Annotated in this window: 23 protein-coding genes, 1 rRNA gene and 3 pseudogenes; 20 read left to right on the top strand and 7 right to left on the bottom strand. The window is 40.8% G+C overall.

Annotated features, from left to right (window positions below; all coding sequences use genetic code 11):
• The first annotated feature begins 177 nt into the window (after positions 1-177).
• From rrf to BMX30_RS21330, 6 genes and pseudogenes are all read left to right on the top strand, one after another.
• Positions 178-293 (top strand): 5S ribosomal RNA (gene rrf / locus BMX30_RS21355).
• A 564-nt stretch (positions 294-857) separates the two neighbouring features.
• Positions 858-1,418, top strand: coding sequence for a CBO0543 family protein (locus BMX30_RS21350; protein WP_090750154.1), 561 nt, complete (start codon positions 858-860; stop codon positions 1,416-1,418).
• Positions 1,419-1,609: 191 nt separating this feature from the next.
• Complete coding sequence (gene pfkA, locus BMX30_RS21345) at positions 1,610-2,569, top strand: 6-phosphofructokinase (protein WP_090750152.1); 960 nt, start codon at positions 1,610-1,612, stop codon at positions 2,567-2,569.
• 184 nt (positions 2,570-2,753) lie between these two features.
• Positions 2,754-2,864 (top strand): YjcZ family sporulation protein, encoded by a 111-nt coding sequence (locus BMX30_RS21340; RefSeq protein ID WP_090750150.1) that lies wholly within the window; start codon positions 2,754-2,756, stop codon positions 2,862-2,864.
• A gap of 142 nt (positions 2,865-3,006) precedes the next feature.
• A pseudogene (locus BMX30_RS24035) lies at positions 3,007-3,078 on the top strand (YjcZ family sporulation protein); the annotation flags it as partial.
• Positions 3,079-3,360: 282 nt separating this feature from the next.
• A complete protein-coding gene (locus BMX30_RS21330; RefSeq protein ID WP_244532689.1) occupies positions 3,361-4,434 on the top strand; it encodes an SGNH/GDSL hydrolase family protein in 1,074 nt (357 codons plus the stop codon).
• Between the two features lie 71 nt (positions 4,435-4,505).
• Here the strand turns inward: BMX30_RS21330 and BMX30_RS21325 are convergent, their stop codons facing one another.
• On the bottom strand, positions 4,506-5,069 hold the full coding sequence (locus BMX30_RS21325; RefSeq protein ID WP_090750145.1) for a hypothetical protein: 564 nt from the start codon (positions 5,067-5,069) through the stop codon (positions 4,506-4,508).
• Between the two features lie 358 nt (positions 5,070-5,427).
• Here BMX30_RS21325 and BMX30_RS24325 point away from each other — a divergent pair.
• Together BMX30_RS24325 and BMX30_RS21320 are read left to right on the top strand one after the other, a co-directional pair.
• Positions 5,428-5,572, top strand: a pseudogene (locus tag BMX30_RS24325) (alpha/beta hydrolase); the annotation flags it as partial.
• Between the two features lie 131 nt (positions 5,573-5,703).
• Positions 5,704-6,393 (top strand): annotated as a pseudogene (locus BMX30_RS21320) (alpha/beta hydrolase); the annotation flags it as partial.
• Positions 6,394-6,558: 165 nt separating this feature from the next.
• On the opposite strand, the gene BMX30_RS21315 reads toward BMX30_RS21320, so the two are convergent.
• On the bottom strand, positions 6,559-7,137 hold the full coding sequence (locus tag BMX30_RS21315) for a TetR/AcrR family transcriptional regulator (RefSeq protein ID WP_090750141.1): 579 nt from the start codon (positions 7,135-7,137) through the stop codon (positions 6,559-6,561).
• A gap of 203 nt (positions 7,138-7,340) precedes the next feature.
• Here BMX30_RS21315 and BMX30_RS21310 point away from each other — a divergent pair, with 203 nt between their 5' ends.
• The 3 genes from BMX30_RS21310 to BMX30_RS21300 all read left to right on the top strand — a co-directional run bounded on the left by BMX30_RS21310 (position 7,341) and on the right by BMX30_RS21300 (position 10,999).
• A complete protein-coding gene (locus BMX30_RS21310; RefSeq protein WP_090750139.1) occupies positions 7,341-8,099 on the top strand; it encodes an SDR family oxidoreductase in 759 nt (252 codons plus the stop codon).
• Between the two features lie 364 nt (positions 8,100-8,463).
• A complete protein-coding gene (locus BMX30_RS21305; protein ID WP_090750138.1) occupies positions 8,464-9,738 on the top strand; it encodes an MFS transporter in 1,275 nt (424 codons plus the stop codon).
• A gap of 271 nt (positions 9,739-10,009) precedes the next feature.
• Positions 10,010-10,999, top strand: a complete 990-nt coding sequence (locus BMX30_RS21300; RefSeq protein ID WP_090750136.1) for an NADPH:quinone reductase — start codon at positions 10,010-10,012, stop codon at positions 10,997-10,999.
• A gap of 115 nt (positions 11,000-11,114) precedes the next feature.
• Here BMX30_RS21300 and BMX30_RS21295 read toward each other — a convergent pair whose 3' ends face one another.
• The gene (locus BMX30_RS21295) at positions 11,115-12,608 is read right to left on the bottom strand and encodes a carboxylesterase/lipase family protein (RefSeq protein ID WP_090750134.1); all 1,494 of its coding nucleotides are present in this window, start codon (positions 12,606-12,608) and stop codon (positions 11,115-11,117) included.
• Between the two features lie 263 nt (positions 12,609-12,871).
• On the opposite strand from BMX30_RS21295, the gene BMX30_RS21290 reads away from it, so the two are divergent.
• Positions 12,872-14,032 carry a DUF4317 domain-containing protein gene (locus tag BMX30_RS21290; RefSeq protein ID WP_090750133.1) on the top strand — a complete coding sequence of 387 codons (1,161 nt, stop codon included), beginning with the start codon at positions 12,872-12,874 and terminating at the stop codon, positions 14,030-14,032.
• 444 nt (positions 14,033-14,476) lie between these two features.
• Here the strand turns inward: BMX30_RS21290 and BMX30_RS21285 are convergent, their stop codons facing one another.
• Positions 14,477-15,619 (bottom strand): NADH-dependent flavin oxidoreductase, encoded by a 1,143-nt coding sequence (locus BMX30_RS21285; protein WP_090750131.1) that lies wholly within the window; start codon positions 15,617-15,619, stop codon positions 14,477-14,479.
• Between the two features lie 205 nt (positions 15,620-15,824).
• On the bottom strand, positions 15,825-15,986 hold the full coding sequence (locus BMX30_RS23700) for a hypothetical protein (protein ID WP_170843965.1): 162 nt from the start codon (positions 15,984-15,986) through the stop codon (positions 15,825-15,827).
• Between the two features lie 553 nt (positions 15,987-16,539).
• On the opposite strand from BMX30_RS23700, the gene BMX30_RS21280 reads away from it, so the two are divergent.
• The 4 genes from BMX30_RS21280 (at position 16,540) to BMX30_RS21265 (ending at position 18,416) form a co-directional block, all read left to right on the top strand.
• Complete coding sequence (locus BMX30_RS21280) at positions 16,540-16,626, top strand: YjcZ family sporulation protein (protein WP_139195430.1); 87 nt, start codon at positions 16,540-16,542, stop codon at positions 16,624-16,626.
• A gap of 54 nt (positions 16,627-16,680) precedes the next feature.
• Positions 16,681-16,797 (top strand): YjcZ family sporulation protein, encoded by a 117-nt coding sequence (locus tag BMX30_RS21275; protein WP_090750127.1) that lies wholly within the window; start codon positions 16,681-16,683, stop codon positions 16,795-16,797.
• Positions 16,798-17,019: 222 nt separating this feature from the next.
• On the top strand, positions 17,020-17,733 hold the full coding sequence (locus BMX30_RS21270) for a CPBP family intramembrane glutamic endopeptidase (RefSeq protein ID WP_090750125.1): 714 nt from the start codon (positions 17,020-17,022) through the stop codon (positions 17,731-17,733).
• A gap of 185 nt (positions 17,734-17,918) precedes the next feature.
• On the top strand, positions 17,919-18,416 hold the full coding sequence (locus BMX30_RS21265; protein ID WP_090750122.1) for an STAS domain-containing protein: 498 nt from the start codon (positions 17,919-17,921) through the stop codon (positions 18,414-18,416).
• Positions 18,417-18,483: 67 nt separating this feature from the next.
• Here the strand turns inward: BMX30_RS21265 and BMX30_RS23695 are convergent, their stop codons facing one another.
• Positions 18,484-18,639: a hypothetical protein gene (locus tag BMX30_RS23695; protein WP_170843964.1), complete on the bottom strand. Its 156-nt coding sequence runs from the start codon at positions 18,637-18,639 to the stop codon at positions 18,484-18,486.
• A gap of 108 nt (positions 18,640-18,747) precedes the next feature.
• On the bottom strand, positions 18,748-18,984 hold the full coding sequence (locus tag BMX30_RS21260) for a hypothetical protein (RefSeq protein WP_090750121.1): 237 nt from the start codon (positions 18,982-18,984) through the stop codon (positions 18,748-18,750).
• A 323-nt stretch (positions 18,985-19,307) separates the two neighbouring features.
• Here BMX30_RS21260 and BMX30_RS21255 point away from each other — a divergent pair, with 323 nt between their 5' ends.
• From BMX30_RS21255 to BMX30_RS21240, 4 genes are all read left to right on the top strand, one after another.
• Positions 19,308-19,403, top strand: a complete 96-nt coding sequence (locus tag BMX30_RS21255) for a YjcZ family sporulation protein (RefSeq protein WP_090750119.1) — start codon at positions 19,308-19,310, stop codon at positions 19,401-19,403.
• A 45-nt stretch (positions 19,404-19,448) separates the two neighbouring features.
• Positions 19,449-19,583 carry a YjcZ family sporulation protein gene (locus tag BMX30_RS21250; protein ID WP_090750117.1) on the top strand — a complete coding sequence of 45 codons (135 nt, stop codon included), beginning with the start codon at positions 19,449-19,451 and terminating at the stop codon, positions 19,581-19,583.
• Positions 19,584-19,839: 256 nt separating this feature from the next.
• Entirely contained in the window at positions 19,840-21,930 is a 2,091-nt protein-coding gene (locus BMX30_RS21245; protein WP_090750115.1) for a beta-glucosidase, read from the top strand.
• Between the two features lie 183 nt (positions 21,931-22,113).
• On the top strand, positions 22,114-23,334 hold the full coding sequence (locus tag BMX30_RS21240) for a glycoside hydrolase family 3 N-terminal domain-containing protein (RefSeq protein WP_244532688.1): 1,221 nt from the start codon (positions 22,114-22,116) through the stop codon (positions 23,332-23,334).
• Positions 23,335-23,389: the final 55 nt, after the last annotated feature.

Below are 23,389 nucleotides of genomic sequence, written 5' to 3'. Positions count from 1 at the left end.
TGATAGGTCAGAGGTGGAAGCGCGGTGACGTGTGGAGCTGACTGATACTAATCGATCGAGGACTTAACCTTATAAAGTTAAGGAAGATATGAATGACTTTACCTTCTGATTACATTATCTAGTTTTGAGGGAACAAACCCTTTTGCGCAAGCAAAAGAGCTTTCCTTAATTACATAGTCTGGTGGCGATAGCGAGAAGGTCACACCCGTTCCCATGCCGAACACGGAAGTTAAGCTTCTCAGCGCCGATGGTAGTTGGGGGTTTCCCCCTGTGAGAGTAGGACGTTGCCAGGCAAATGAAAACAACCAAAGTTTGGTTGTTTTTTTGTATGTCCGTCAGGACAAGTTACTAGTTAAACGGAGTGAAGTGCAGAATCCCGAGGGTTGTCAGGACCAAGGAGGTCGAGGAAGTGAAGGATTGAAGCCCGGAACGTACGATGTACGTGAGGACTGGAAAGCCTGAAGCTGACGAAGAGATCCGCCGGTCATGGCAGCCCGAGGCCGAACACGGAAGTTAAGCTTCGACGCCGATGGTAGTTGGGGGTTTCCCCCTGTGAGAGTAGGACGTTGCCAGGCAAATGAAAGAACAGCTGATTAAAGGCTGTTCTTTTTTGTATTTCATCTAAAAAAATCATTAAATTATCTTAGGAAGCAAAAGGTCCGTCCCTTTGCTTTAAGCGCAAAGAAACGGCCGAGAAGTTTGGAGCTAGACAATGATACTTTCTGTTGAGATAGCAGAGATCACACCCGTTCCCATTAATGAGTTTCAGATGTTTTGGTAAACTTGTGCTTTCAAGATTAGTCAGCCTAGGTTTGGGGATATTAATTGGTAAATTTATTTTTCATTAGGTGGAACGTATGAAACAGTTGTTGGATCAGGAAAAAATAAGGGAATCCAAAGAATTCTTTGATAGAATTCACCAGGTGGAAGTGGATTATCTTAAATATTGGCAAGAACACACTGTTTGGCATTGGGACTTCTGGCTGTCTTGGCTTTTAGCTATTCTTCCTTGGGTGATTTGGTTTTTGGTTCGTAAGCGCGGAAGTGAGGGAAGACTCTTGCTAGCGGGAAGTTTTGGGCTAATCATTGCTTCATGGTTGGATTTTTTAGGATTGGTGTTCGGATCTTGGCATTATACTGGGAGAGCTCTACCGACCATTCCAACTTATATTCCATGGGACTTTTCATTAGTTCCTGTAACACTAATGCTCTGGTTACAATACAAACCCAATTTAAATCCACTTTTAAAGGCCGTTATCTACTCAGCACTAACTTCATTTATTGGCGAGCCCTTGTTTGAGTGGTTAGGGTTTTACTCACCAATTAAGTGGAGTGTTTTTTACTCTTTCCCCATTTATATTGTCATTTATTTAATTGCGTATCGAATTAGTAGAGCAAAAACTTTCGAACCTTTATAGAGATTAAGATTGACACGTTCGCAAACGTAACCAAGTTCGCAAATTGAGAGCTGAAATGAAGTTTAGATAAAACTCTTTCATCTATCCCCATTTATTTTAGTTGCTTTCAGCTCTTATGATAAAGAGTCTCTTTTAGTTAGAAACAAATTTTGTTACTATAATAATAAGTTCAATGAAAGAAGGATAACAACATGAAAAAAATTGCTGTATTAACAAGTGGTGGAGATGCACCAGGGATGAACGCTGCCATTCGTGCGGTGGTCAGAAGAGCAATCTATAATGACTTAGAGGTTTATGGGGTAAGGCACGGATATGTTGGCTTAATGGAAGGTGACTTTATTAAGATGGAGTTAGGAAGTGTCGGGGATATTATTCACCGGGGCGGCACCATTTTGAGAAGTGCAAGAAGTGAAGAATTTAAAACAGTAGAAGGACAACAGAAAGCCATTAAGCAGTTAAAAGACGCAGAGATTGATGGCCTAGTCGTGATTGGTGGAGACGGGTCTTTTATGGGTGCTGGTAAATTAACAGAACAAGGTTTTCCAACGATTGGTGTACCGGGAACCATTGATAACGATATCTCAGGAACGGACTATTCAATTGGGTTTGACACAGCCGTAAATACCGTGATTGAAGCGATTGATAAAATTCGTGATACTGCTTATTCTCATGAGCGCATCTGTATCGTTGAAGTCATGGGTCGAAATGCAGGGGATATTGCACTGTGGACAGGTCTTACATCGGGTGCGGAATCCATCCTCATCCCAGAAGCTACATATGATTTCGATGATGTCATGAATCGGATTCGTCACGGACAAGAACGTGGGAAAATGCACAGCATTATTGTTGTTGCAGAGGGTGTATGCAGTGGTGAGGAGCTTAAAAAGGAGATCAAAGAGCGTTCAAACCTTGACACCAACGTTATTGTCCTTGGCTATTTACAACGAGGTGGATCCCCAACAGCCTATGACCGAATGATGGCAAGTAGAATGGGTGGAAAAGCTGTTGATTTGTTAATTGAAGGACAGAAGGGAGTCATGGTTGGCTGGAAAAATGCCCAGCTTGTTTCTCCCTCTTTTGAGGAAGCCGCAAAGGGAAAACACAAGATTAACCTTGACGACTATGACTTAGCAAGAAGTATTTCCATTTAAAGATTGCTCCGGAGGATGAAACCTCCGGAGTTTTTTTCGATTATGAACCAAATGTTGATTTTAGGAAGCAGGAGAACCGTCCCCATGTGGCCTGTTTAATTAAGTTTATAGAAACTGGGCATTTGTCCATTACGCGAAGGGGTGATGGGGCATATAGTAATACAAATGCTAAGGAGGTGTTGTTATGAGTGGTGCAGTTGCAGGTGCTGGATATGGTTCTGGCTTTGCTTTGATTGTCGTGTTGTTTATCCTCCTTATTATTGTGGGATCTTCTTACATTGGCTTCGGTTACTAAAAGGAAATGAACTCAACAAATTATAAAATAAAGGAGGGTTATTATGGGCTTTGGATATGGTGGCTACGGTGCGTATGGTCCCGGTTTCGGATACGGCGGCTATGGCGCAGCAGGAGCAGGCTATGGTTACGGCGGCGTTGGTGCTGGCGGAGGCTTTGCGCTAATCGTCGTACTATTTATTCTGTTAATCATCATTGGCGCATCTTGGCTATAAATAGCTAATAGGAGCAGTTCTCCTGCTTTCTAGAATAACCCGAATCCCTTGGATTCGGGTTTTTTGAAGTTCAAGGGGACGGTTCTTCTGCTTCCTTTTAAGCACGCATAGCCTAATATAGGGAGGAAGCAGAAGAACCGTCCCTCTGCTATTTTCTATATTTTGTTGTCTTACCCTGAGTAAGCTTACGTGATAAAATGAATAGACTGCTTATAACTAAGAATATTGATATCTTAGGTTAGTAGGATAGGATTCTAAAATTATGGTAGGTGTGGTGTTAACGTGCAAAGACATAGAGCAATAATCATTATTGCTGGTCTGCTATTCGTGTGCGTCCTTCTTTATTTATTTTTTTCAAACTTTAATCAAACGAAGCAAGTAAGTGTGAATCCTCAAGAATCGATTGCGGTGGCAAAGGTAGAGGATATTTCGAATGTTACTGTAGCGGAAGAAAAGGACCAACAAGAGGAGATGGCAACCGAGCCTGACGCTGGTGAAGAGAGCCAACTCGAGCATATTGCTACGGATCCTACAGCTGAAGAAGATGGACATCAAGAAGCAGATGACAATGGTGAGAAGAAAACGATAACAGAAGAAATTAAAGAAAAAATTAAAGAAGTCGTTGAAGGTACAATAAACTTATTTAAGAAGGATTTAAAGATTGTATCTATCGGTGATTCTCTTACTCAAGGTGTTGGGGATGAAACGGAAAGTGGCGGTTATGTCGGAATTCTAAACCATACTTTTGCTGATAATAATGTGAATATCACCATCGAAAACTTTGGAAAAAGAGGAAATCGTACCGATCAATTGCTTAAGCGGTTGGATAAGAAAGAAATTGCTTCCTCCATAAGCAAGGCAGATATTGTTTTAATCACAATTGGTGCCAATGACATTATGAAGGTAGTGAAAAGCAATATTACGAACCTCACAATAGAGCCTTTCGAGCAGGAAGAAGTGCACTATATTAAGAGATTAACAGCTATTTTTAATAAAATAAATGAACTAAATCCAGACACTCAAATTTATTTAATTGGTTTTTATAATCCTTTTGAGCATTTTTTCGGTGATATTAAGGAATTAGGAATGATTATGGATAACTGGAATAATGCCGGGAAAGCCGTGACAGAAGAGTTTGAGAATGTCCATTATATTCCAACAGCGGACTTATTTATGAATACGAACATAGAGCTATTGGCAGAAGATTTCTTTCACCCGAACACAAGCGGTTACAAATTAATTGCCAAACGCGTGCTAGAGGACATGAAAGAGATTGATGTAGAGTCAGAAATCATCCCAGAAGACATGTTAGAATTGAATGTAGAAACGGACATGACCACAGAGGAAAGCCAATAAAGTGCATATAAAAAGTCGGGAGCAACGTCATGTTATGTAGACGTTGCTCTTTTTAAATGAAAAAATTAACGTTATGAAGGAGGGAAACCATCTAAAGGCATGATTTCTGCAATTTGGAGAGAACCTGTGGAAAAAAGGCAAACCAAGTCTGTAATATTATTAAATTGTTGAGTCTCTCGTAGGATAAAACCACTGTAACCCTGGTTTATTAAATGCTTTCGAAAAGCGCTATTGGCTTCTGCTTCATTTAACAAAATGGCTCCGTCTTTCCAGGTAAGATTTTTTTTGTGCGAACCCAAATAATCACAGTATTTGTCTCGTTCCCTCATAAATAAATCAAATGAGTCCCCGGTATTGGATTGGTATTCTTTTAAATTTGGTTCATCCACATAAACTTTATAAATAAAGCCTCTGACCGGTCTTTCAACTTGTACGACTTTCGGTTCTCCATCCTCCCAAAACTCAGTTGCCGATTTTTCAATAACGCTCTCCGTTCCTATGGCAAAAGGCTTCGCCGCCTCAAGATTAGAGGTGAACCACAACCCGAGTGTGTTGATGTCGTTCCTCAAATGTTGAACGACAGATTCATTCGTAAAACGATCAAACTTTCTTATCGATCCATGATAAACAATCATAAGCATACCTCCATTAATAAATTACCCATTTTTTAGGTAATTATGGGGACGGTTCTCTTGCTTCCTCCCTATTGAGGAAGTATGAAATAGTTATCACAGTCGCTGAAGGCTGGTGATATGGGTTTAATGCAGGGAAAAGATATTCAGGCAGGCCAGAACTTCCAATGTTATTTTGAATTGCACCTCTTTGTAATGTCATGTAAGATTTATACTAGAAAAACAATAGGAGATTAGAAAAGTTAGAAAGGGATGGGACAGATTGAGAGGATGAGGGCTGGACAATAGAAGCAGTCTAGACCCGTTACAAAAGTCATTCAAAAAATGATGCATCTATAAAAATAACATCGGGAGAGAGAAAATGAAAAAAATTACAATTATTGTTGGATCAGTAGTGGTACTACTTGCAGTAGCGTATGGGCTGGTCGGGAATTATTTTTATAATTATGCTTTAAATGCGGACCGGGAAAAAGAGTTTTTGGAAGGGAATCCACATTTGGAGGAAAGTGAGGCGGTTTTAGCCTCGGTCGCAGAGGAAGCGAAGCTAGCGGATGAACAATTTAAAAAGGAACATGAGCCGACGCAAGTAAACGTGGTTTCGGCTGATGAAAACCAATTCAAACTGAATGCATTTTTATATGAGAATGATCCTTCTGAACATAAGTGGGCGATTGTTGTTCACGGTTATTCGAGTAACGCTCAGCATATGACGAGATACGTCCGGAATTTTCACGAAAAAGGGTATCATGTTCTTGCCCCAGACCTTCGTGGACATGGGGAAAGTGAAGGGGATTATATCGGTATGGGCTGGCATGATCGTAAAGATATGCTGTTATGGATTGATGAAATTATTGAGAAAGATCCAGAAGCAGAGATTGTGTTGTTTGGAATTTCGATGGGAGGGGCAACCGTGATGATGACGTCTGGTGAAGAGGACTTGCCAGCGAACGTGAAAGTGGTTGTCGAGGATTGCGGCTATGCCTCTGTAAGTGATGTTTTCGTGTATCAATTAGATGATCTATTCGGCTTACCGGAGTTTCCGGTCATCAATGCGGCAAACACCTTGACAAACATTCGTGCCGGATATGATTTGTATGAAGCGAGTGCAGTAGACCAGGTGGCTAAAAGTGAAACACCGACCTTGTTTATCCATGGTGATGCGGATACGTTTGTTCCATTTGAAATGCTCGATGAGGTCTACAACGCAGCCAATGTAGAAAAGGAAAGACTCATTATTCCAGAAGCTGGTCACGGAGATGCCGAAAAAGTGGATCCAGTCACTTACTGGAACACGGTGTGGGGTTTTGTAGAGAACTATATCGATTAAAGATTGTAGTTATGGTCGTCTTTTTTTAAGACGGACATAACTACTTTTTTATTTTTAAGCTTTGTTAAAGGACATTGTTGATTCTCCACACGTTGATTGGAGCGAAGTGCCCGGAGCGTAAATCAACAGCTACCTTTAACAGAGCCTATTTTTAAGTAAAAATCTTTAGTTATTATGACTATGAATAATTGCTAGTAATTGCTCGGCCATATAGCTGGAACTATATTTAAAACCACTATGAATTAACTCTATCATCATGCCAAAAATCGCATAGGAATGATAACTGGCGATCAATTCTTTGTTAATGTTTGGATTGGTTAATTTACCAGTAACGTCTTGCATGACGAGGTCCTTAATGACAATACAAATCTTATGTTGAAAAGAGGTGAGTACATTGGAATTCACAATCAGTTTATAAAACTCCGCGTACTTATGAACATGTTCAAAAATTTTAATAGCGTTTGACGATAATTTACTCACATCAAATGTAGCGATATTCTGATAGGGTTCGCGATAAGAGGCAATTAAATCGGTGATTACCTCATCGATGATGTCGTCTAAAAGGTCCTCTTTATATTGATAATGCTTGTAAAATGTTCCTCGGTTTAAGTCTGCAAGCCTCACGATATCTGATATTGTCACTTCCTTGAAGTCCTTTTGCTGCATTAAGGAAATGATGGCATCCTTCAAAGCCTTTTTAGATTTCAAGATTCTTCTGTCAATATAGTCATTTTTATTAGTCATAAAAATCCCCCGGTGTTCATTTAAAAAAGATAATATACATTTGCTTATCTAGTTGTTCATTAATGGACAATCAATTGTTTTTTTGCTGATTGAAGCGTTCCTATAAGGGTTATTATACTATAGATAGGTTGTTAAATAATAGACAACTGTTGGTTAAGAAACAATTGTGGAAAGTAAGATCTAAGAATGGGAGGAAAACAAATATGAGATTACAAGATAAAGTAGCGGTCGTAACAGGTGCAGCATCAGGAATGGGGAAATCTATTGCCGTTCTCTATGCGAAAGAAGGGGCAAAAGTAGTTGTCTCTGACATCAACGAGGAGGCAGCGAATCGTACTGTTGAGGAAATCAAATCAAATGGTGGCGAGGCTCTTGCGGTAATGGCAAATGTCGCAAAGGAAGAAGACATTCAAAACCTTATCGACACAACCGTTAATACATATGGGACACTCGATATTTTAGTGAATAACGCTGGGATTATGGACAACTTTGAACCAGCTGGTGACATCCAAGATGACCAGTGGGAAAGAGTGTTTGCGATTAATACGACTAGTGTTATGCGTGCAACTCGCAAAGCACTACCGATTTTCTTACAGAAAGAAAGCGGTGTGATTATTAACATTGCTTCGGCTGGTGGTCTAGAAGGAGCTAGAGCGGGTGCTTCTTACACTGCTTCAAAACATGCGGTCGTTGGCTTCACGAAGAATACTGGATATATGTATGCAAAGAATGGAATTCGTTGTAATGCGATTGCACCAGGTGGAGTGGAAACCAATATTAGTGCATCGATGACGAATGTTAACCAATTTGGTATGGGGCGCATTCAACCAGGAATGGCCATCAATCCACGGATTGGTAAGCCAGAAGAAATCGCAACCATTGCTTTATTCCTTGCTTCTGATGATGCTAGCTTCGTGAACGGAACGGTGATTACAGGGGATGCTGGTTGGACTGCTTATTAATAGGAAAAACGAACAACCATACAGAAGATGAAACTGGATGTTCTCACTGTGTGTAGATAAAAAATTGTCATCCTAAGAAAAGGGGAGCCGATAGGCGAGAAATCGTCGTATGGGCTCCCTTTTTTTTATGTTAGGAATAGACTCAAGATTGTCCTAAAAGGGTTTTTATCGGCATCTAAAGGTTTCCATAATATAGTTATGTTAACTTGATGAGGTTTATCTATTCGAAGAACACCTACATGCTGACGAAAGCTGAGTTAAAAGACAATGATACATTTTTTCAAATTAGAACCCCGCACATAAAACAGATTCAATGTTATAATTTGTAATCATACATATTTTAGACGGGGGATGATCCATCCATATGAACAAACAGGAAAGTGGCTATAGATGGGTGGTATTAAGTTCCGTCTTATTAGCCTATTTTTTAATTGTGAGCCAAAGAACAGCTCCAGGACTGATTACAGATCAATTAATGACGGATTTTCAAGTTTCGGCTTCGATTATCGGACTGATGAGCAGTGTTCAATTTTTTGCTTATGCCGGACTTCAAATCCCGGCGGGTTTATTATCTGACCGCTACGGTCCCAATCGTTTTCTCATTTTTGGGACACTTCTTACCGGGATAGGAAGCCTAATCTACAGTTTTGCTCCTAATGAATATGTTTTGATTTTTTCGCGACTATTGGTTGGTGTGGGAGATGCGACCATTTTTGTTAACCTAGTTTTAATTTTAAGTCAGTGGTTTAAGGCAAATGAATTTGTAAAATTGATTGGATTAGCGTCACTGGTTGGCAGCCTTGGGTCATTGACAGCTACCGTCCCTTTTTCCGTGTGGATTGCTTTTTCAGGGTGGAGAATCCCATTCCTTGGCACCGGAATTATATTAGTGGCAACATTCTTTTTGCTTTACTTCGTTCTTGTTTCGAAACCGAAACAATTATTTAAAGATGAAGCTAAACCGATGAAGCGTTCTTCAAAAGACCGCGAAAGTGTTTGGACGATTCTGCGCAGATTGTTTTCTACTCGTCAAGCTTGGGCAACATTTCTTTGTCACTTCGGAGTTGTCGGTACCTATGTAGGCTTTATCGGTTCTTGGGGAGTCCCTTATGGAATCCATGTATTGGATTTATCCCGTGCAGAGGCAAGTCAACTAATTATGTATGGGCTTTTTGGAGCGATGGTCGGTGCTCCTTTAATTAGCTGGATTACTAGTCGATTATCTTCTATTCGAAACATTTATACCATTATTCATTTCGTTGTGTTTCTAAGTTGGTTTGGACTGTTTTTATCTGGTGTCAAACCTCCTTTCCTAATGGTGGTGGTTTTTCTTTTTATCATCGGATTTGGTATGGGAGCAAGCTCATTAACGTTCGCCGTGGTCCGAGAATCTTTCCCTATGAAAGAAGTGGGGGTTGTATCCGGGTTTGCCAATATGGGGGGCTTTTTAAGCGCAGTGGTCTTGCCGATTGTTTTCGGAAAAGTACTAGATCAATATGCACAACATTCAATAAGCATTGGCTACCATTACGGATTCCTAATACCTGTACTCTTTTCATTAATGGGCCTAGTAGGGGTCATTCTAATTAAAGAGCAAAGGGACGGTTCTTCTGCTTCCATCCCAAATGTAAGTAATTGATCTTTAAACGAAGCTAGTACACAAAAACAGTGTAAATACGAAGGGATAGTTTTATAGGAAACTGTAATTTAATTATGTAAACCAGAGTGATTAGACAATAGTATTCTACGTTATTCTTTCACTAATAACTCCAACGGGTTGCCTTTTTCGCCCAGAGTTTACTTCAACTGCTTCTGCTTAAAGACGCGGGGGAGGTTTCAATTTCAGGTCATTTCGACCTTGTTTGCCCATGCAACGGTAGTTAAGAAATATTCAAAAGGAGGATCACGCATTGAAAGCGATTCAGGTTTCAGAATTTGGTGAACCAAACGTTATGAAATTCAAGGAAGTAGAGGAGCCGAATCCAGCTCCTTATGAAGTTCGGGTACGTCTATTGGCAGCAGGCGTGAACCCTAATGATGCTTATGTTCGAACGGGAACGTATTCTTTTTATATTCCAGAATTGCCATACACACCAGGTTTTGATGGAGCTGGAGTGATTGATGCGATTGGGGAGGGAGTAAAGCACCTGAAAATTGGCGATCGGGTATTTGTAGCGGCACTTTTAGCGAAGCGAAATACCGGTACATATGCGCAGAAAGTGGTGTGTGACTCAGATGCGGTCCACCGTTTGCCAGATTCAATCTCTTTCCAAGAGGGTGCTGCGCTGGGCATCCCGGCTTTAGCAGCATATCGGGCCTTGTTTCATCGAGCGAGGCTTAGGTCAGGTGAGACGGTGTTGATTCAAGGGGCCAGTGGAGGCGTCGGGTTATTGGCTGTGCAAATGGCGAAAAACAGTGGAGCGACAGTAATTGGAACCGCGAGTACTGACGAGGGTCAGGCTTTAGTCAAAGCATCTGGTGCAGACCATGTCATCAACCACTTGGCTAATGATTCATTGGATCACTTATTGGCCATCACGAATGAGCGTGGACTGGATGTCATTATCGAATGCCTCGCCAATGAAAATTTAGAAAGCGACTTAAAGGTGATTGCCCCATACGGTCGAATTGTCATTGTTGGCAACCGGGGAAGTTTGGAAATCAATCCGCGAATGGCGATGATAAAGGAAGCAGATATATTGGGAACTGCCCTTTGGAATGCACCGGCCCATGAGTACAAGGAGAGTTTGCATGCAATTGGTGCGTTTCTGGAGTCAGGAGTTTTACGTCCAATCATCGGGGAAGAATTAGGGCTTGAGGATGCGGCAAAAGCACATATAGAAATTTTAAATAAGAAAGCTCGAGGTAAGACGATACTGTCCATTAAACATGAAAGTTAGCAAAACGGCTAAACTATTTGTATTATGGGGCGGAGGTCTATTTCAAGTTTTAGCAAAAGAATCATCCACCCTTTGACCATATTGGTTGAGGGTGGATGATTCTTTTCTATCTACCCTAGGATTTCATCAACATCGCTGCTTGTTCCCACATGATTCGCTCCATACGATTTGGATCGTTTTCGACGCTACTGTCACGATTAAAGATCATTGTAGAGCGGTTATTCAGATCATAGGCTGGCCATTCTTGAAGGTCAGTCGTATTTGGGTCTCCATTCCGCGCAAAATTGATCCAGGCTTGGTGCATTTGACTCGCGAGCAATTGCCGGTCTGGTGAATTACCAGTGAAGTTAATGGTATTCTCATCATCCAAATTGTTCCAAACAAATGGAATTTCTAATGCGTGCGTTGCTTTAAGAGCGCCATTAAAGACTGGGGTCTCCCAATCAAAGCGATACATCCATACAGGTGCACCTTGCTTTGCTTGTAACTCAGCTAGCTTTCTTGCTGGGTGGGTAAACACAGTAATAGTCACAAGCTTATTGAAAAGCTCTTGGCCAAGCGGAACGTTTGCTGCAAAATGTTGGGAAATCAACGGCACGAGCTGCCCAAAGGTTTTATCAAAAATCGCTTTGATCTTTGCATCGTCTGCATCTTTCCACTCTGGATCGAAATGAGTGAAGATCGTAAATTCATCTTTGTTCGTTCCGATTAAGCTCGTAACATCCTTTGCAGAACCCTCAGCAATGGCTTCTTCTGGGTGCTTCGGAAGGGACACGCCATCAATAACCGGCTGTAAGCTCATCGCAGGAAGGAGGTCTGCAGCTTGAAGAAGCTGTTCCACTGGCATCTCTTCCAATTTTGATAGATTCGTTGGCTCCACCTGCAAGGCCGTTAAAAGATGCCCTGCCACTTTTGTAGCTGTTTCTGCCGTGTGAACACTCGCTGCCGCACCGCTTTGGAGGATGGCTTTATGGAAAAGGCCTTGTGCGGATGGAAATCCAAGCAAAGTCCCGACGCTCATCGCACCTGCGGATTCACCGAATATCGTCACATTGTTCGGGTCGCCTCCAAACTTAGAGATGTTTTCTTGGACCCACTGCAAGGCGGCTACCTGGTCAAGGATGCCACAGTTTCCGGAGGTAGCATAGTCTGCACCACCAATTTCGCCGAGGTGGAGGAATCCTAATACCCCTAAGCGGTAATTAATTGTAACAACGACTACATCCCCTTGATTGGCAAAGGAAGTCCCATCATACCAATTGCTAGAACCGGATCCAGCAAGAAAAGCGCCACCGTGAATCCATACCATTACCGGGCGTTTTTTATCATCGGCTGCCGGTGACCAGACATTTAAATAGAGGCAGTCTTCACTTACGTTTGAGATGTCATTCCCAAAGAACTCCATGATATCGCGGCGAGTTTGCGGCGCAACTGCTGAAAAGGAAGTCGCATCACGCGTCCCTTCCCAGGAATCTGGTAACTCAGGAGCGCGAAACCGTAGCGGTCCTACCGGAGGCTTTGCAAACGGGATCCCTTTCCAAGAACATACTCCGTTAACTTGTTCTCCCTGAAGCTTTCCATAAGTACTTTCAACAATCAAATTAGACATTCACATTCTCCTCTCGATTTTAGCAATCCCCAGCTAATTATCTATGCTGCTATTTATCTTTATTCGAGAACATGAAGGCGCTTTCCTGTTATTTACGGAAAATATAGGAAAAATACATTTTCAGCGGTTGAACCGTTGGTTTTCTAATCTCCTATTAAAAACCAAAATGCTTGTAAAAAATAAACCTTGAAGTATAGAAAAATAATTTGTTATAGTAAACAAACATAATCGATCAAAGTCTAACAGTATGGGAGACAGGACAAATGAATAGAAACGACATTTCGAATATCCGCAAGGAGTTTAAATTAAATAATCCGAAAATGAATATCCGCGAAATCTTTAATGTTTATGTTCAAAAAGAAACAGGTGAGATTTACCACCATTTGAGTCAACCTTTTGAGATGTTAGATCAAGAATCGCAGGAATTATTTTTGGCCAATTTCAAAAAGGTTTTGACCGGACAACTTGACTCCAAATTGTTTGAACTGAAATTTACCCGGGATGTAGAGGATAGCACGCAAACCATCCTCTATGATGGCTTACATTCTGAATTGACGGATGACTGGAAGGAATACATGCTTGATATCGTCGTTAAGATGTTTGCTCATAAGGTGTATGAGTTTGATACAGTTGTGACGTTTATTCGCGGAGAATACCGTAAGAATACGAAGAATCGTGACTTAGAATCGGAACAAGGCGGGGACGATGAAGTTTACTCGAATGATTTTATCCTTTGTAGTTTGAATAAAACCGACCAGCCGAAAAAGGCGTTATTGTTTGACTATATCGAGCGAACATTCAAACCGAACAATGTGTTTGATCCAATCATCAATTTATCATCGCCTTTGTCTGGTTTTCTGTTCCCAGCATTCACTGACAATAGTGCCGATGTGAACCATATTCTATATTGTGCAGGGAAAAATAATCAACCAGATGAGGCCTTTATTGAACAAGTGCTGAATTGTGAAGAGGTGATTACCGCCGAGGAAGATAAAGATATTTTTGGTTTAGTACTGATGAATGTCATGGGCGACGAGGTCGATTCTCGAACCATCTCCAATGTCTATGACGAGATTGATAAAATTGTTCAGGAAAACGAAGAAAGTGAAGACAGTGAGCCTCCGAAGTTGGATTATCGTGATATCGAGCGGATTCTTGATGTTAGTGGGGTTGAAAACGTCGATGCTGAGAAAGTCGAACATGCGCTCAAAACGGTGATTGCGGACGAAAAACATGAATTCAAAGCTAGCAGTCTAGTGCCTAAAAAAATCAAGATCAGCACAAAAATTGCCGATGTCACCATCAATTCAAAAGAACTGAGAAACTTAAAATATATTAACTTCCAGGGGAAACGTTGCCTCTTGCTAGAGGTGGAGGAAGATGTAGTATTAGAAGGGTTTAAACTGGAGACAGAGACGCTTTAGGGACAAGTATTATTGGATATGAATGATTAGTGCGGCTTTCGATTGCTCTAGGCACTTAGCAAACGGTGGGGGTTCCTGGCAGCCTCCTCGGCGCTTAATGAAGATGAAAACGAGAAGGAAATCAGCTTGAAATCACCTTCATAAGCCTAATGAAGATGAAATCCTGGAGGAATGAGCCAGAAATCATCTTCATAAGATGTACCTCAGAGGTCTACCATCCGCATTGGGAGAATAGAATTAACTTCTAGTATCAATCAAAAATCCTTTAACAGAGCGAATCGTTCGGTAAACTAAAGAGAATATAGTGAATGGGAAGTTGGTCCTCTACATATTTGTAGAGGCCAACTTTTTTGTTGCCTTCAGCTTTATGACCGCCCCCACGGTCCAACCATTATATTAAAATTGTCTCATCACTTTCCCAAATTGGAAGCAGAAGAACCGTCCCTAAACTCCTGGGAACCATCCAGGTGTGTTGGTGATGATGTTCCATAATGGATCTGGTACGACTAGTTCTTTTTGTTTGTTTTTGTCTAACTTGGTGACAATTTCGTCTTCCTTTCCTTCTAGAATCTTTTGGACCCAGTCAGGGTCAATGATTAGTTCTCTTCCTAGTGCTAGCAGCGGAACACCTGTGTTGAAGGCTTTACGCGCGTCTTCGGCAGAGTAGATGGACCCGACCCCTATGAGTGGGACACGGTTGTTAATGGTTTCGAGAAGATGGTCCATCCGTGTCTTATTAACATTCTCCACTCCTCTTCTCGGCATAGAAAAGAATTCCGTTAGTGAAACATGGAGATAGTCCAACTCCTGCTTGGCTAAAGTGTCGACGAGCTTTAGAGTATCCCCCATTGTAATCCCAGGTGTTTCTGGCTCCTCTGGTGAAAATCGATATCCGACAATAAATGGAGATGAAGTATGTTCTTTTACGACTCTTTTTACTTCATCAACGACAGCCAGCGGGAAGGTCATTCGTTTTTCTAAACTACCACCAAATCGATCCGACCGGCGATTTGAATGGGGAGAGAAGAACTGTTGAATTAAATAGCCGTTTGCACCATGAATTTCAACGCCGTCATAGCCTGCTTCAATTGCACGACGAGTCGTGTCGCCAAAGGCATGAATCATCTCTTCCACTTCTGATTCCGTCAACTCTCTAGGTTTTACATCCGGTTCGTCTGTTGAAACTCCACCTTTTTCTGCAGGTACGTCACTTGCACTGACAATTTCCCCGTTCGGAACCAATTCGGGAGGACACATTCTTCCACCGTGAAAGATTTGTAAAATCGCTTTTGCACCTTGTTCCTTAATTGCTGTGGCTAACCGCGCTAAACTTGGAATCATCTCGTCCGTATCAGCGCCAAATTCACCATGAAATCCTTTTCCATTTGGAGTAACATACGTACAAGCTGTCACCACCATGCTGACACCCGCAGAGCGGCGAGCATAATAGTTCACTTCTGCATCCGTTACTGTTCCATCCGGATGAGACGAGAAATTTGTCATCGGCGCCATGACAATTCTGTTTTTTAATTCTACTCCATTAGGGAGAGTATAAGGGGAGAAAAAGGATTGATTGTCTTGATTCATGTTAAAGTTCCTCCATTTTCTTAGATAAAACCTTTTTTATACTTAACCAAACAAATGAAATTTATGAAAAGGTAATTCTAAAGAGGATTAATAAATAGTAAAAAGGCAAAAGGTCCCGAATATTTTCTAGTAAAAAGGACCTATCCAGTTTTGATGCTTCTCAAAACTGGATAGGTCCTTTTGTTATTTTAATATATTATCAAGTTTATGTATTTCTTAGTGGAAAATGTGGGAATTTCGGCAATTTACTGCTCTCAATTCCTTGTGGTTTAATCACATATTGTTTAGATGAATCAGACGATAAAGCCTTGATTTGATTGGTTCCACTGCCATCAAAGTACATTGGTTTATTGTTTTTGCTATTCATTTTATCATCCCCCTATATTTACTATGATTATAGCATTAATTCACACCAATGAAAGCGATTTCGATGTTATTTTAATAACTTTTGTATAATTAAACCAATGCTTTGTTGCTGGCTTAAGCAGATTGTCTAGTTATTATTACCTAGGACAATTCTATTAGTGAATTGTTGTTTCTTACACTATGTGCTAAATACACAAGAAAAAGTGATAACCTCACTCCGAAATTTTGTCTATATCAATATAACGTGCTCGTACTGGTAATAAGATGAGGAATGCAGCACAGGGAAGAGGGAGCCCGAGAGCCAGTTTTGAGACTTGAAAATTCACCTAGGAAAAGTTTTACAAAAAGCGGGGCAAAAGCCTAAACATCGAACGTGTCTCATTCATACAATTTATTAATTGTTACTATTTAACATTCACCTTCCTATTTTTAAAGCTATCAGGAAACGTGGAGATTGACGCAAGAGCCCATTTTTCAAGAAAAATGGGCATCTGCCATTACGAAAAAGAGAAAAGCTCATATAGTAATAACAAATGAATAAGGAGGTGTTGTTCATGAGTGGATACGCAGGAGGAGGCTTTGCCTTGATTGTCGTATTATTTATCCTCCTTATTATTATAGGAGCATCTTACGTTGGCTAAGGATCAGAGATCTTAAAATAAAATAAACTGAGATTAAAAATTAGGAGGGATATCATGTTCGGATACGGATACGGTGGATATGGCTACGGCGGATATGGTGCAGGTGGAGGCTTCGCGCTAATCGTCGTATTATTTATCCTTCTCATCATCATTGGCGCATCTTGGGCATAAAGCAAGGGGACGGTTCTCCTGCTTCCCAGAAAATCCCGAATCCAGTTGGATTCGGGATTTTTTATAGTTATAAAAGGTTATGGAGGATGGACAATGTGCCGTTCTCGGTAACAGCTTCAGCGCCTAGCCCCAGGATGGGACTCTAGTACGAAATTTTTTTGAAAAATATGTACATAATTCCAAAATATGAGATAATTTTCCTTAAAAAGGAGGAAATAGGAATTGGCAATCATCATTTTCGGTTCTTTATTATTAATTTTTCTTATCTTTATTTATCCGTTTTTAGATCTAAAGTACACAAAACCATTGAAAGAGAAAAAGGATTCGCAATCGAGATTATTTTATTACAAGTTTGCTATCTATTCAGAATGGATTGTCGTGGCCTTTATTCTGTTGTTTGTGCTGGTGTCCGCCTCCACGTTTAGAGATATTGGCTTAATGCTGCCCAATCAAAACATTTCCGAAAATTTAGGAATGATTGTTGGTTTTTTAGTGGGGGTTTTGGCGGTTGTTTTTGTACTTATGAAAATCCCTTTTTATAGAAAATATCAAAACAGCCAAATTGGTGAAATTGATTATATGTTGCCAACTACGAAATTGGAGCGGAAATGGTCAGTCCTTGCAGCGATTACGGCAGGGGTTTGTGAGGAAATTATTTATCGGGGGTTTGTAATTGAGTATCTTTCAAAGTTACCATTTGATATCCCACCAGCGTATATCGTGCTCATTTCTGCCGTGATTTTTGGTTTTGCGCATATTTATCAAGGATGGAAAGGGTTTCTATTAACAGGAATCGTCGGCTATGCCATGGCAAGGGTCTATTTATCAACAGGATCGCTTCTCTTTCCGATCCTTCTTCACATCATCATTGACTTGCGTGCGTTTTTATTTACAAAAAAGATACCTGAGGAAACGGATGCCACTGTTAAAATCTAACTAGGTTCATCCATAAGTGCTGTTATACGCTTAGCTTTTATTGCAGTATTTGTATTTGTTTAGGTACTTTTGTAAGAATTGAGTAAAAAGTACTGTCAGCTGCTTTCTTATATTGTTAAAATGGTTATATAATACTAGTTATCTATTTATCTAGTTATCTATCCTAACTAACAATGAGGGGTCTTATGGAAAAGAATTTAGCTGAAATGGAATCCATGCAGGATACAATTAAAAGTCTAAAGAAGAGGGTAGTCGAATTAGAAGAGCAAATAGAACAAGCTCCTTTACCAATTATCCCATCTGTTGTTCCAAACACCCTGTTAGTCCCATTTGCAGGAGTGTTATCATCGGAGCGGTTTCAAATGTTCATCCCTAAAATTTTGGATTATGCTGGTAGTACGCCGACAGATTCCGCAATCATTGATTTTACAGCGATATCAATGGACAATGTTGAGGATTTGCAGGTTTTAGGGCAATACCTAAAAGACTTGATAGCCGCGTTAAATCTAATGGGGGTTGATGTACTTGTTGTCGGTTTTGCCCCACAGTTCGCCAGAGTGATGGTTCAATCGGGACTTAGCTTGGTGAATGAAATCAATGCATTCTCTAATTTTAAAACAGCTTTAGAATTTCTTTTGAAGAAAAAGGGTCTAGCGATTACAGAAGTGAATTCAGACCTCTAACTCCTCACATCCATGAGGAGTTTTTTTAGTAAGGGAGGTGACAGCCATAAATTGGCTGCCATCTCCCTTATTTTTTGAAAGCGTCAGAGTTTTCTCGAGCAAACGCTCCTCCATCTCGAATCGTTTCAGCAAGTGCTTTTTTTGCTAGTTGTTCCATGCTCATTTCTTCATTGAACCCTCTGTTTCGGGAAGTATTTCTTCTTGATCTATCTTGATTGGCCATTGTTTCTTCCTCCTTTCTATCGTTAGTATGTTCCGTAGAAAAGAAAAAAACTTATGGCTAACCAGCAAACAAAGGGTTTTGTTGGGGCTCGGTAAATATTTGCTAGGATTAAAAGAAACTTTTGTAATCGCATCTAAAAGGCACGGTTGTACCAGCAACCGTAGATGGAAAAGCCTGGGGGAACTGGGGAACCCCAGTTAGTGATTGTATGTTGTAGTGAGTTCCTCCAATATTATAATATTGCGGATGTACTCCTAGAATCTGCTGGTTCCATGCACCAAACGCTGGTGGGGGAAATCCATGGTAGGTAACCCCACCATTGATGCCAGTTATGATTGTATACATTAAACAACCTCCTTGTCTTCGATGAAATAGCTTATGGTTTGATGATAAGAATGGAGTTTGTCAGTTGGAAAAATAGACCTTTTCACCATTTGCGAAACAAGTTAAATATTTATACGGTGTTAGGGTCATACGCCTAAACCTCTTAGCTGGTTTGGTCATATAATTGATTAACTGTTAGTTTTTAACATTATATTACGTATTAAGAAGGTATCAGGATGGTGGCCTACGTGCATTAGCCCATTTTTAGAAAAAATGGGCATTTGCCATTCCAAAAAAGTCAAAAGCTCATATAGTAATAACAAATGAACAAGGAGGTGTTGTTCATGAGTGGATACGCAGGAGGAGGCTTTGCCTTAATCGTCGTATTGTTTATTCTCCTAATCATTGTAGGAGCATCTTACGTGGGGTTTGGATACTAAAATAAAATAAATTGATATAAATAAAAAATTTAAGGAGGAATCATTATGTTCGGATATGGATATGGTCACGGCTGTGGATACGGTGGATATGGCTACGGCGGATACCAAGCAGGCGGAGGCTTTGCGCTAATCGTCGTATTGTTTATCCTTCTAATCATCATCGGCGCAACTTGGGCATAAAGCAAGGGGACGGTTCCCGTGCTTCCAAAGGTCCCGAATCCTGTTTGGATTCGGGACCTTTTTATATGTTGATATTGCTGCTATTGGGTAATGAACAGATTGCAGCGGCTGAGTTAAGCATGCCAAGCAAGGAATTATTATTTTTCCCTCTTTTAAAGACCCTAAATTCCTAATATAATAGAGATAGCAACTTTGTTTTTCCATTAGACAAACTAATGTAAACGTTTACTATTTTTTTATAAAGGGGAAATGTACTGTGACAGTTACAAAACAGGACCGTTTAACTTACACGAAAAAGGCGCAAGAGATTGTCAACCAAATGTCTTTAGAAGAAAAAGTGAATTTAATGAGCGGGAAGATGCCGTTTGAACAATTGATGGCCGATATTGCAAAAGGTCACCATTATAACTGGTATCCATACCCTGCAGGAGGAAACGATCGATTAGGTGTACCTGAAATGAAGTTTGTCGACGGTCCTCGCGGGGTTGTATCAGGAAGCAGCACTTGTTTTCCAGTATCTATGTCTAGGGGAGCAACCTTTGATAAAGATTTAGAGGAACGGATTGGAATAGCGATTGGGAAAGAAATTCGCGCTCATGGTGGAAACCTTTTTGGCGGTGTGTGTATCAACCTCCCGCGCAATCCGGGTTGGGGCAGAAGTCAGGAAGTTTATGGTGAGGATTCGTTCCATTTAGGTGCGCTTGGCTCGGCACTAGTGAAGGGAGTCCAGGAAGAAAATGTAATCGCATGCGTCAAACATTACGCGTTTAATAGCATGGAAAATGCTCGATTTAAAGTCAGTGTTCAAGCAGATAAACGAACCGAACGTGAAGTATATCTAGCCCACTTTAAGGATTGTGTTGATGCGGGTGCAGCTAGTATCATGAGCGCTTATAATTTGTACGACGGTACATATTGTGGACATAGCGACTATCTTTTAAATCAAGTGTTAAAAGAAGAATGGGATTTTGATGGCTTTGTTATTAGTGACTTCATCTGGGGAGTAAAAGATACTGTCGAAGCCGCAAATGGCGGAATGGATATTGAAATGTGCCATACGAAATTTTTCGGAGATAACCTCGTTGAAGCAGTCAAAGCGGGGAAAGTAGCCGAAGAGAAAATCGATGCTGCGGCATTAAGGATTGTGCGTACTATTCTTGCTTTTACCGAGGCAGATGATAAAGAGTACAGCAAAGATTTAATTGGAAACAAGGAACATATTGCCTTAGCTCTAGAAGCAGCTGAAAAATCGATGACACTAATGCAAAACAATGATCAGGTGTTGCCATTTTCTAAAACAGAAACGAAAAAAATTGCTGTCATCGGCAAGCTTGGAAACAAAGGAAATATTGGTGACCATGGATCAAGCCGTGTATTCCCAGATTATATCGTCACTCCATTAGAGGGAATCAAAAAACTACTTCCTACTGCAGAGGTTGTCTTTGAAGATGGTTCCGATCTAGAAAAAGCGAAAGAATTGGCTAAATCGGCCGATGCGGTGATTTTTGTGGTCGGATACAGTCATGACGATGAAGGAGAGTTCATCAATAATCCGGATGGAGATGGCGATGCCTTAGGGGATGGCGATGCTGGCTTTGGTGCTGGAGGTGACCGTAGAACTTCTTTAGGACTTCATGAAGACGAAATCCAACTCATTCAAGCGGTAGGTCCAGAAAATAAAAACTCCGCAGTGGTTCTTATTGGTGGAAACATGATCATGATCGAAGAGTGGAAGCTTGATGTGTCTGCGATTCTTATGGCTTACTATCCTGGCATGGAAGGCGGAACAGCGCTAGCGAAGACCCTGTTCGGTGATGTGAATCCGAGCGGGAAATTGCCATTCGTGTTGCCAACACAAGAAGATCATCTTCCAGCAACCGATTGGGATGCGACGGAAATTACTTACGAGTATTATCATGGCTATACCAAATTAGAGAAAGAAGGAGTAGAGCCTTCGTTACCATTTGGTTTTGGCTTATCTTATACAAGTTTTGATGTTTCAAACGCTTCCTTCCATGTTGAAAAGGATCAAATCGTTGCTACCTGCGAAGTTGAAAACACCGGAGACATGGAAGGTGCCGAAGTGGTCCAACTTTACGTTGGGTATAAGAATTCGAAAATTGATCGTCCTGTCAAGGTCTTACGTGGGTTTGAAAGAGTGAACCTTTCACCAGGCGATAAGCAAGAAGTAACGGTGACTTGTCCTCTTGAAAAAATCAAATGGTTTAACCCAGATACAAATAACTGGGAACTTGAAGAAATGGACTACGAAGTCTTTATTGGAACGAGTAGTAGTAATAAGGATTTAGTTGAAGGAAAGATTAGTTTGATAGGCGTGAGAAATTAGGGAGAGAAAGGGATTGTCCCGATCATTCTGTTTTGGAGAGAGCGGCTCATTGGTTTAAACCAATGAGTCTTTTTGTATCATTCAATTGGACTGTATAGATTATTCCTGTCTAACCCAAACTGTAAAGATACTGATTTATCCAAATGGTTTACTCTGACCGGAATAATGAAAGGACCCTATCGAATGAACCGGATTTTTATTTCTCTTATTCCTTTATGGATATTGATTGTGATTCTACTAGCTGGATGCAGCGAATTTCAACGACAGCCTTCAACGGAGAAAGAGCAGGACGAAACAGAAGTAGCAACATCGTCAGAAACCAATCTGATAGAAAAACAGTCTGTCGCTAAGGAAGAGTCTCTGGAGACTGTTATTTTATCAAAAGAGCAGAACAGTATTGAGACTCGAGTGAATGAACTGATTGCTAAGATGACCCTTGAAGAGAAAATTGGGCAACTCGTCGTCGTAGGCTTTCCGAGCAAACAGGTTGATTCTCATATTCAAACGATGATTGAAAAGTATAAGGTTGGCGGCGTCATCTTGTACGATCGAAATATGGAATCTCCTCATCAAGTAGCTCAATTAACGAGGAATCTGCAAAAGCTATCGATAAACAATAAACTAAAGATCCCGTTAATGATTAGTGTCGACCAAGAGGGTGGACAGATTGTTCGTATGAAACACAAGCTCGCGCCAAAGCCATCTCAACAAGAATTAGGAGAAAAAGTAGCTGTCTACAAAACGAATCTCCGAACAGGGAACGAACTAAAGGAGATGGGAATTACCGTTAACTATGCTCCAGTCCTCGATTTATCGGCAACAGATAACCGCTCATTTGGTATGGACCCGAAGAAAGCGGAGCGTTTTGGTAGCGAAGCCATCAAAGGATTAAATGATGCGGGGATTACGGCAACGCTGAAGCATTTTCCTGGGCATGGCCGTAGTGAAATTGATCCCCATTTTGAAAGCTCTTCTGTTGATGCGGATCAGTTAGATCTTGAAAACAAGGATATCTATCCTTTTAAAAAAAACATTGAGGAAATTGATCATCAACAGTTTTTTGTGATGGTCACCCATATTAAATATCCAGCCTATGATAAGAAGAACCCAGCAAGTATTTCTCCGGTAATCATCAAAGAACTCTTACGAGAAAAACTGGGATACAAAGGACTGGTCGTTACCGATGACCTCGAAATGGGGGCAGTAAATAAGTACTTTACCTACAAGGATTTAGGCTATAGCGCGGTAGCGGCGGGGAATGATGTACTACTTGTTTGCCATACATTTGAAAGTCAAAAGCAAGTCATCGATGGCATTCGAGAGGCGGTCGAAACAAACAAGCTAACCGAAGAGCGAATTGATGAATCAGTGAGAAGAATCTTAACGTATAAATTGGGGTCCTAATGGATCCCTTTTTAAGTTCAGAATTTTCTAGTTCTAAAAAACCCATTTGCTTGTG

Origin of the sequence: Mesobacillus persicus (assembly GCF_900109925.1) — a bacterium.
In the GTDB taxonomy this organism is placed as follows: domain Bacteria; phylum Bacillota; class Bacilli; order Bacillales; family Cytobacillaceae; genus Mesobacillus_B; species Mesobacillus_B persicus.
The sequence above is the reverse complement of the archived record's forward strand: the minus strand, read 5'-3'. Positions and strand labels throughout refer to the sequence as shown.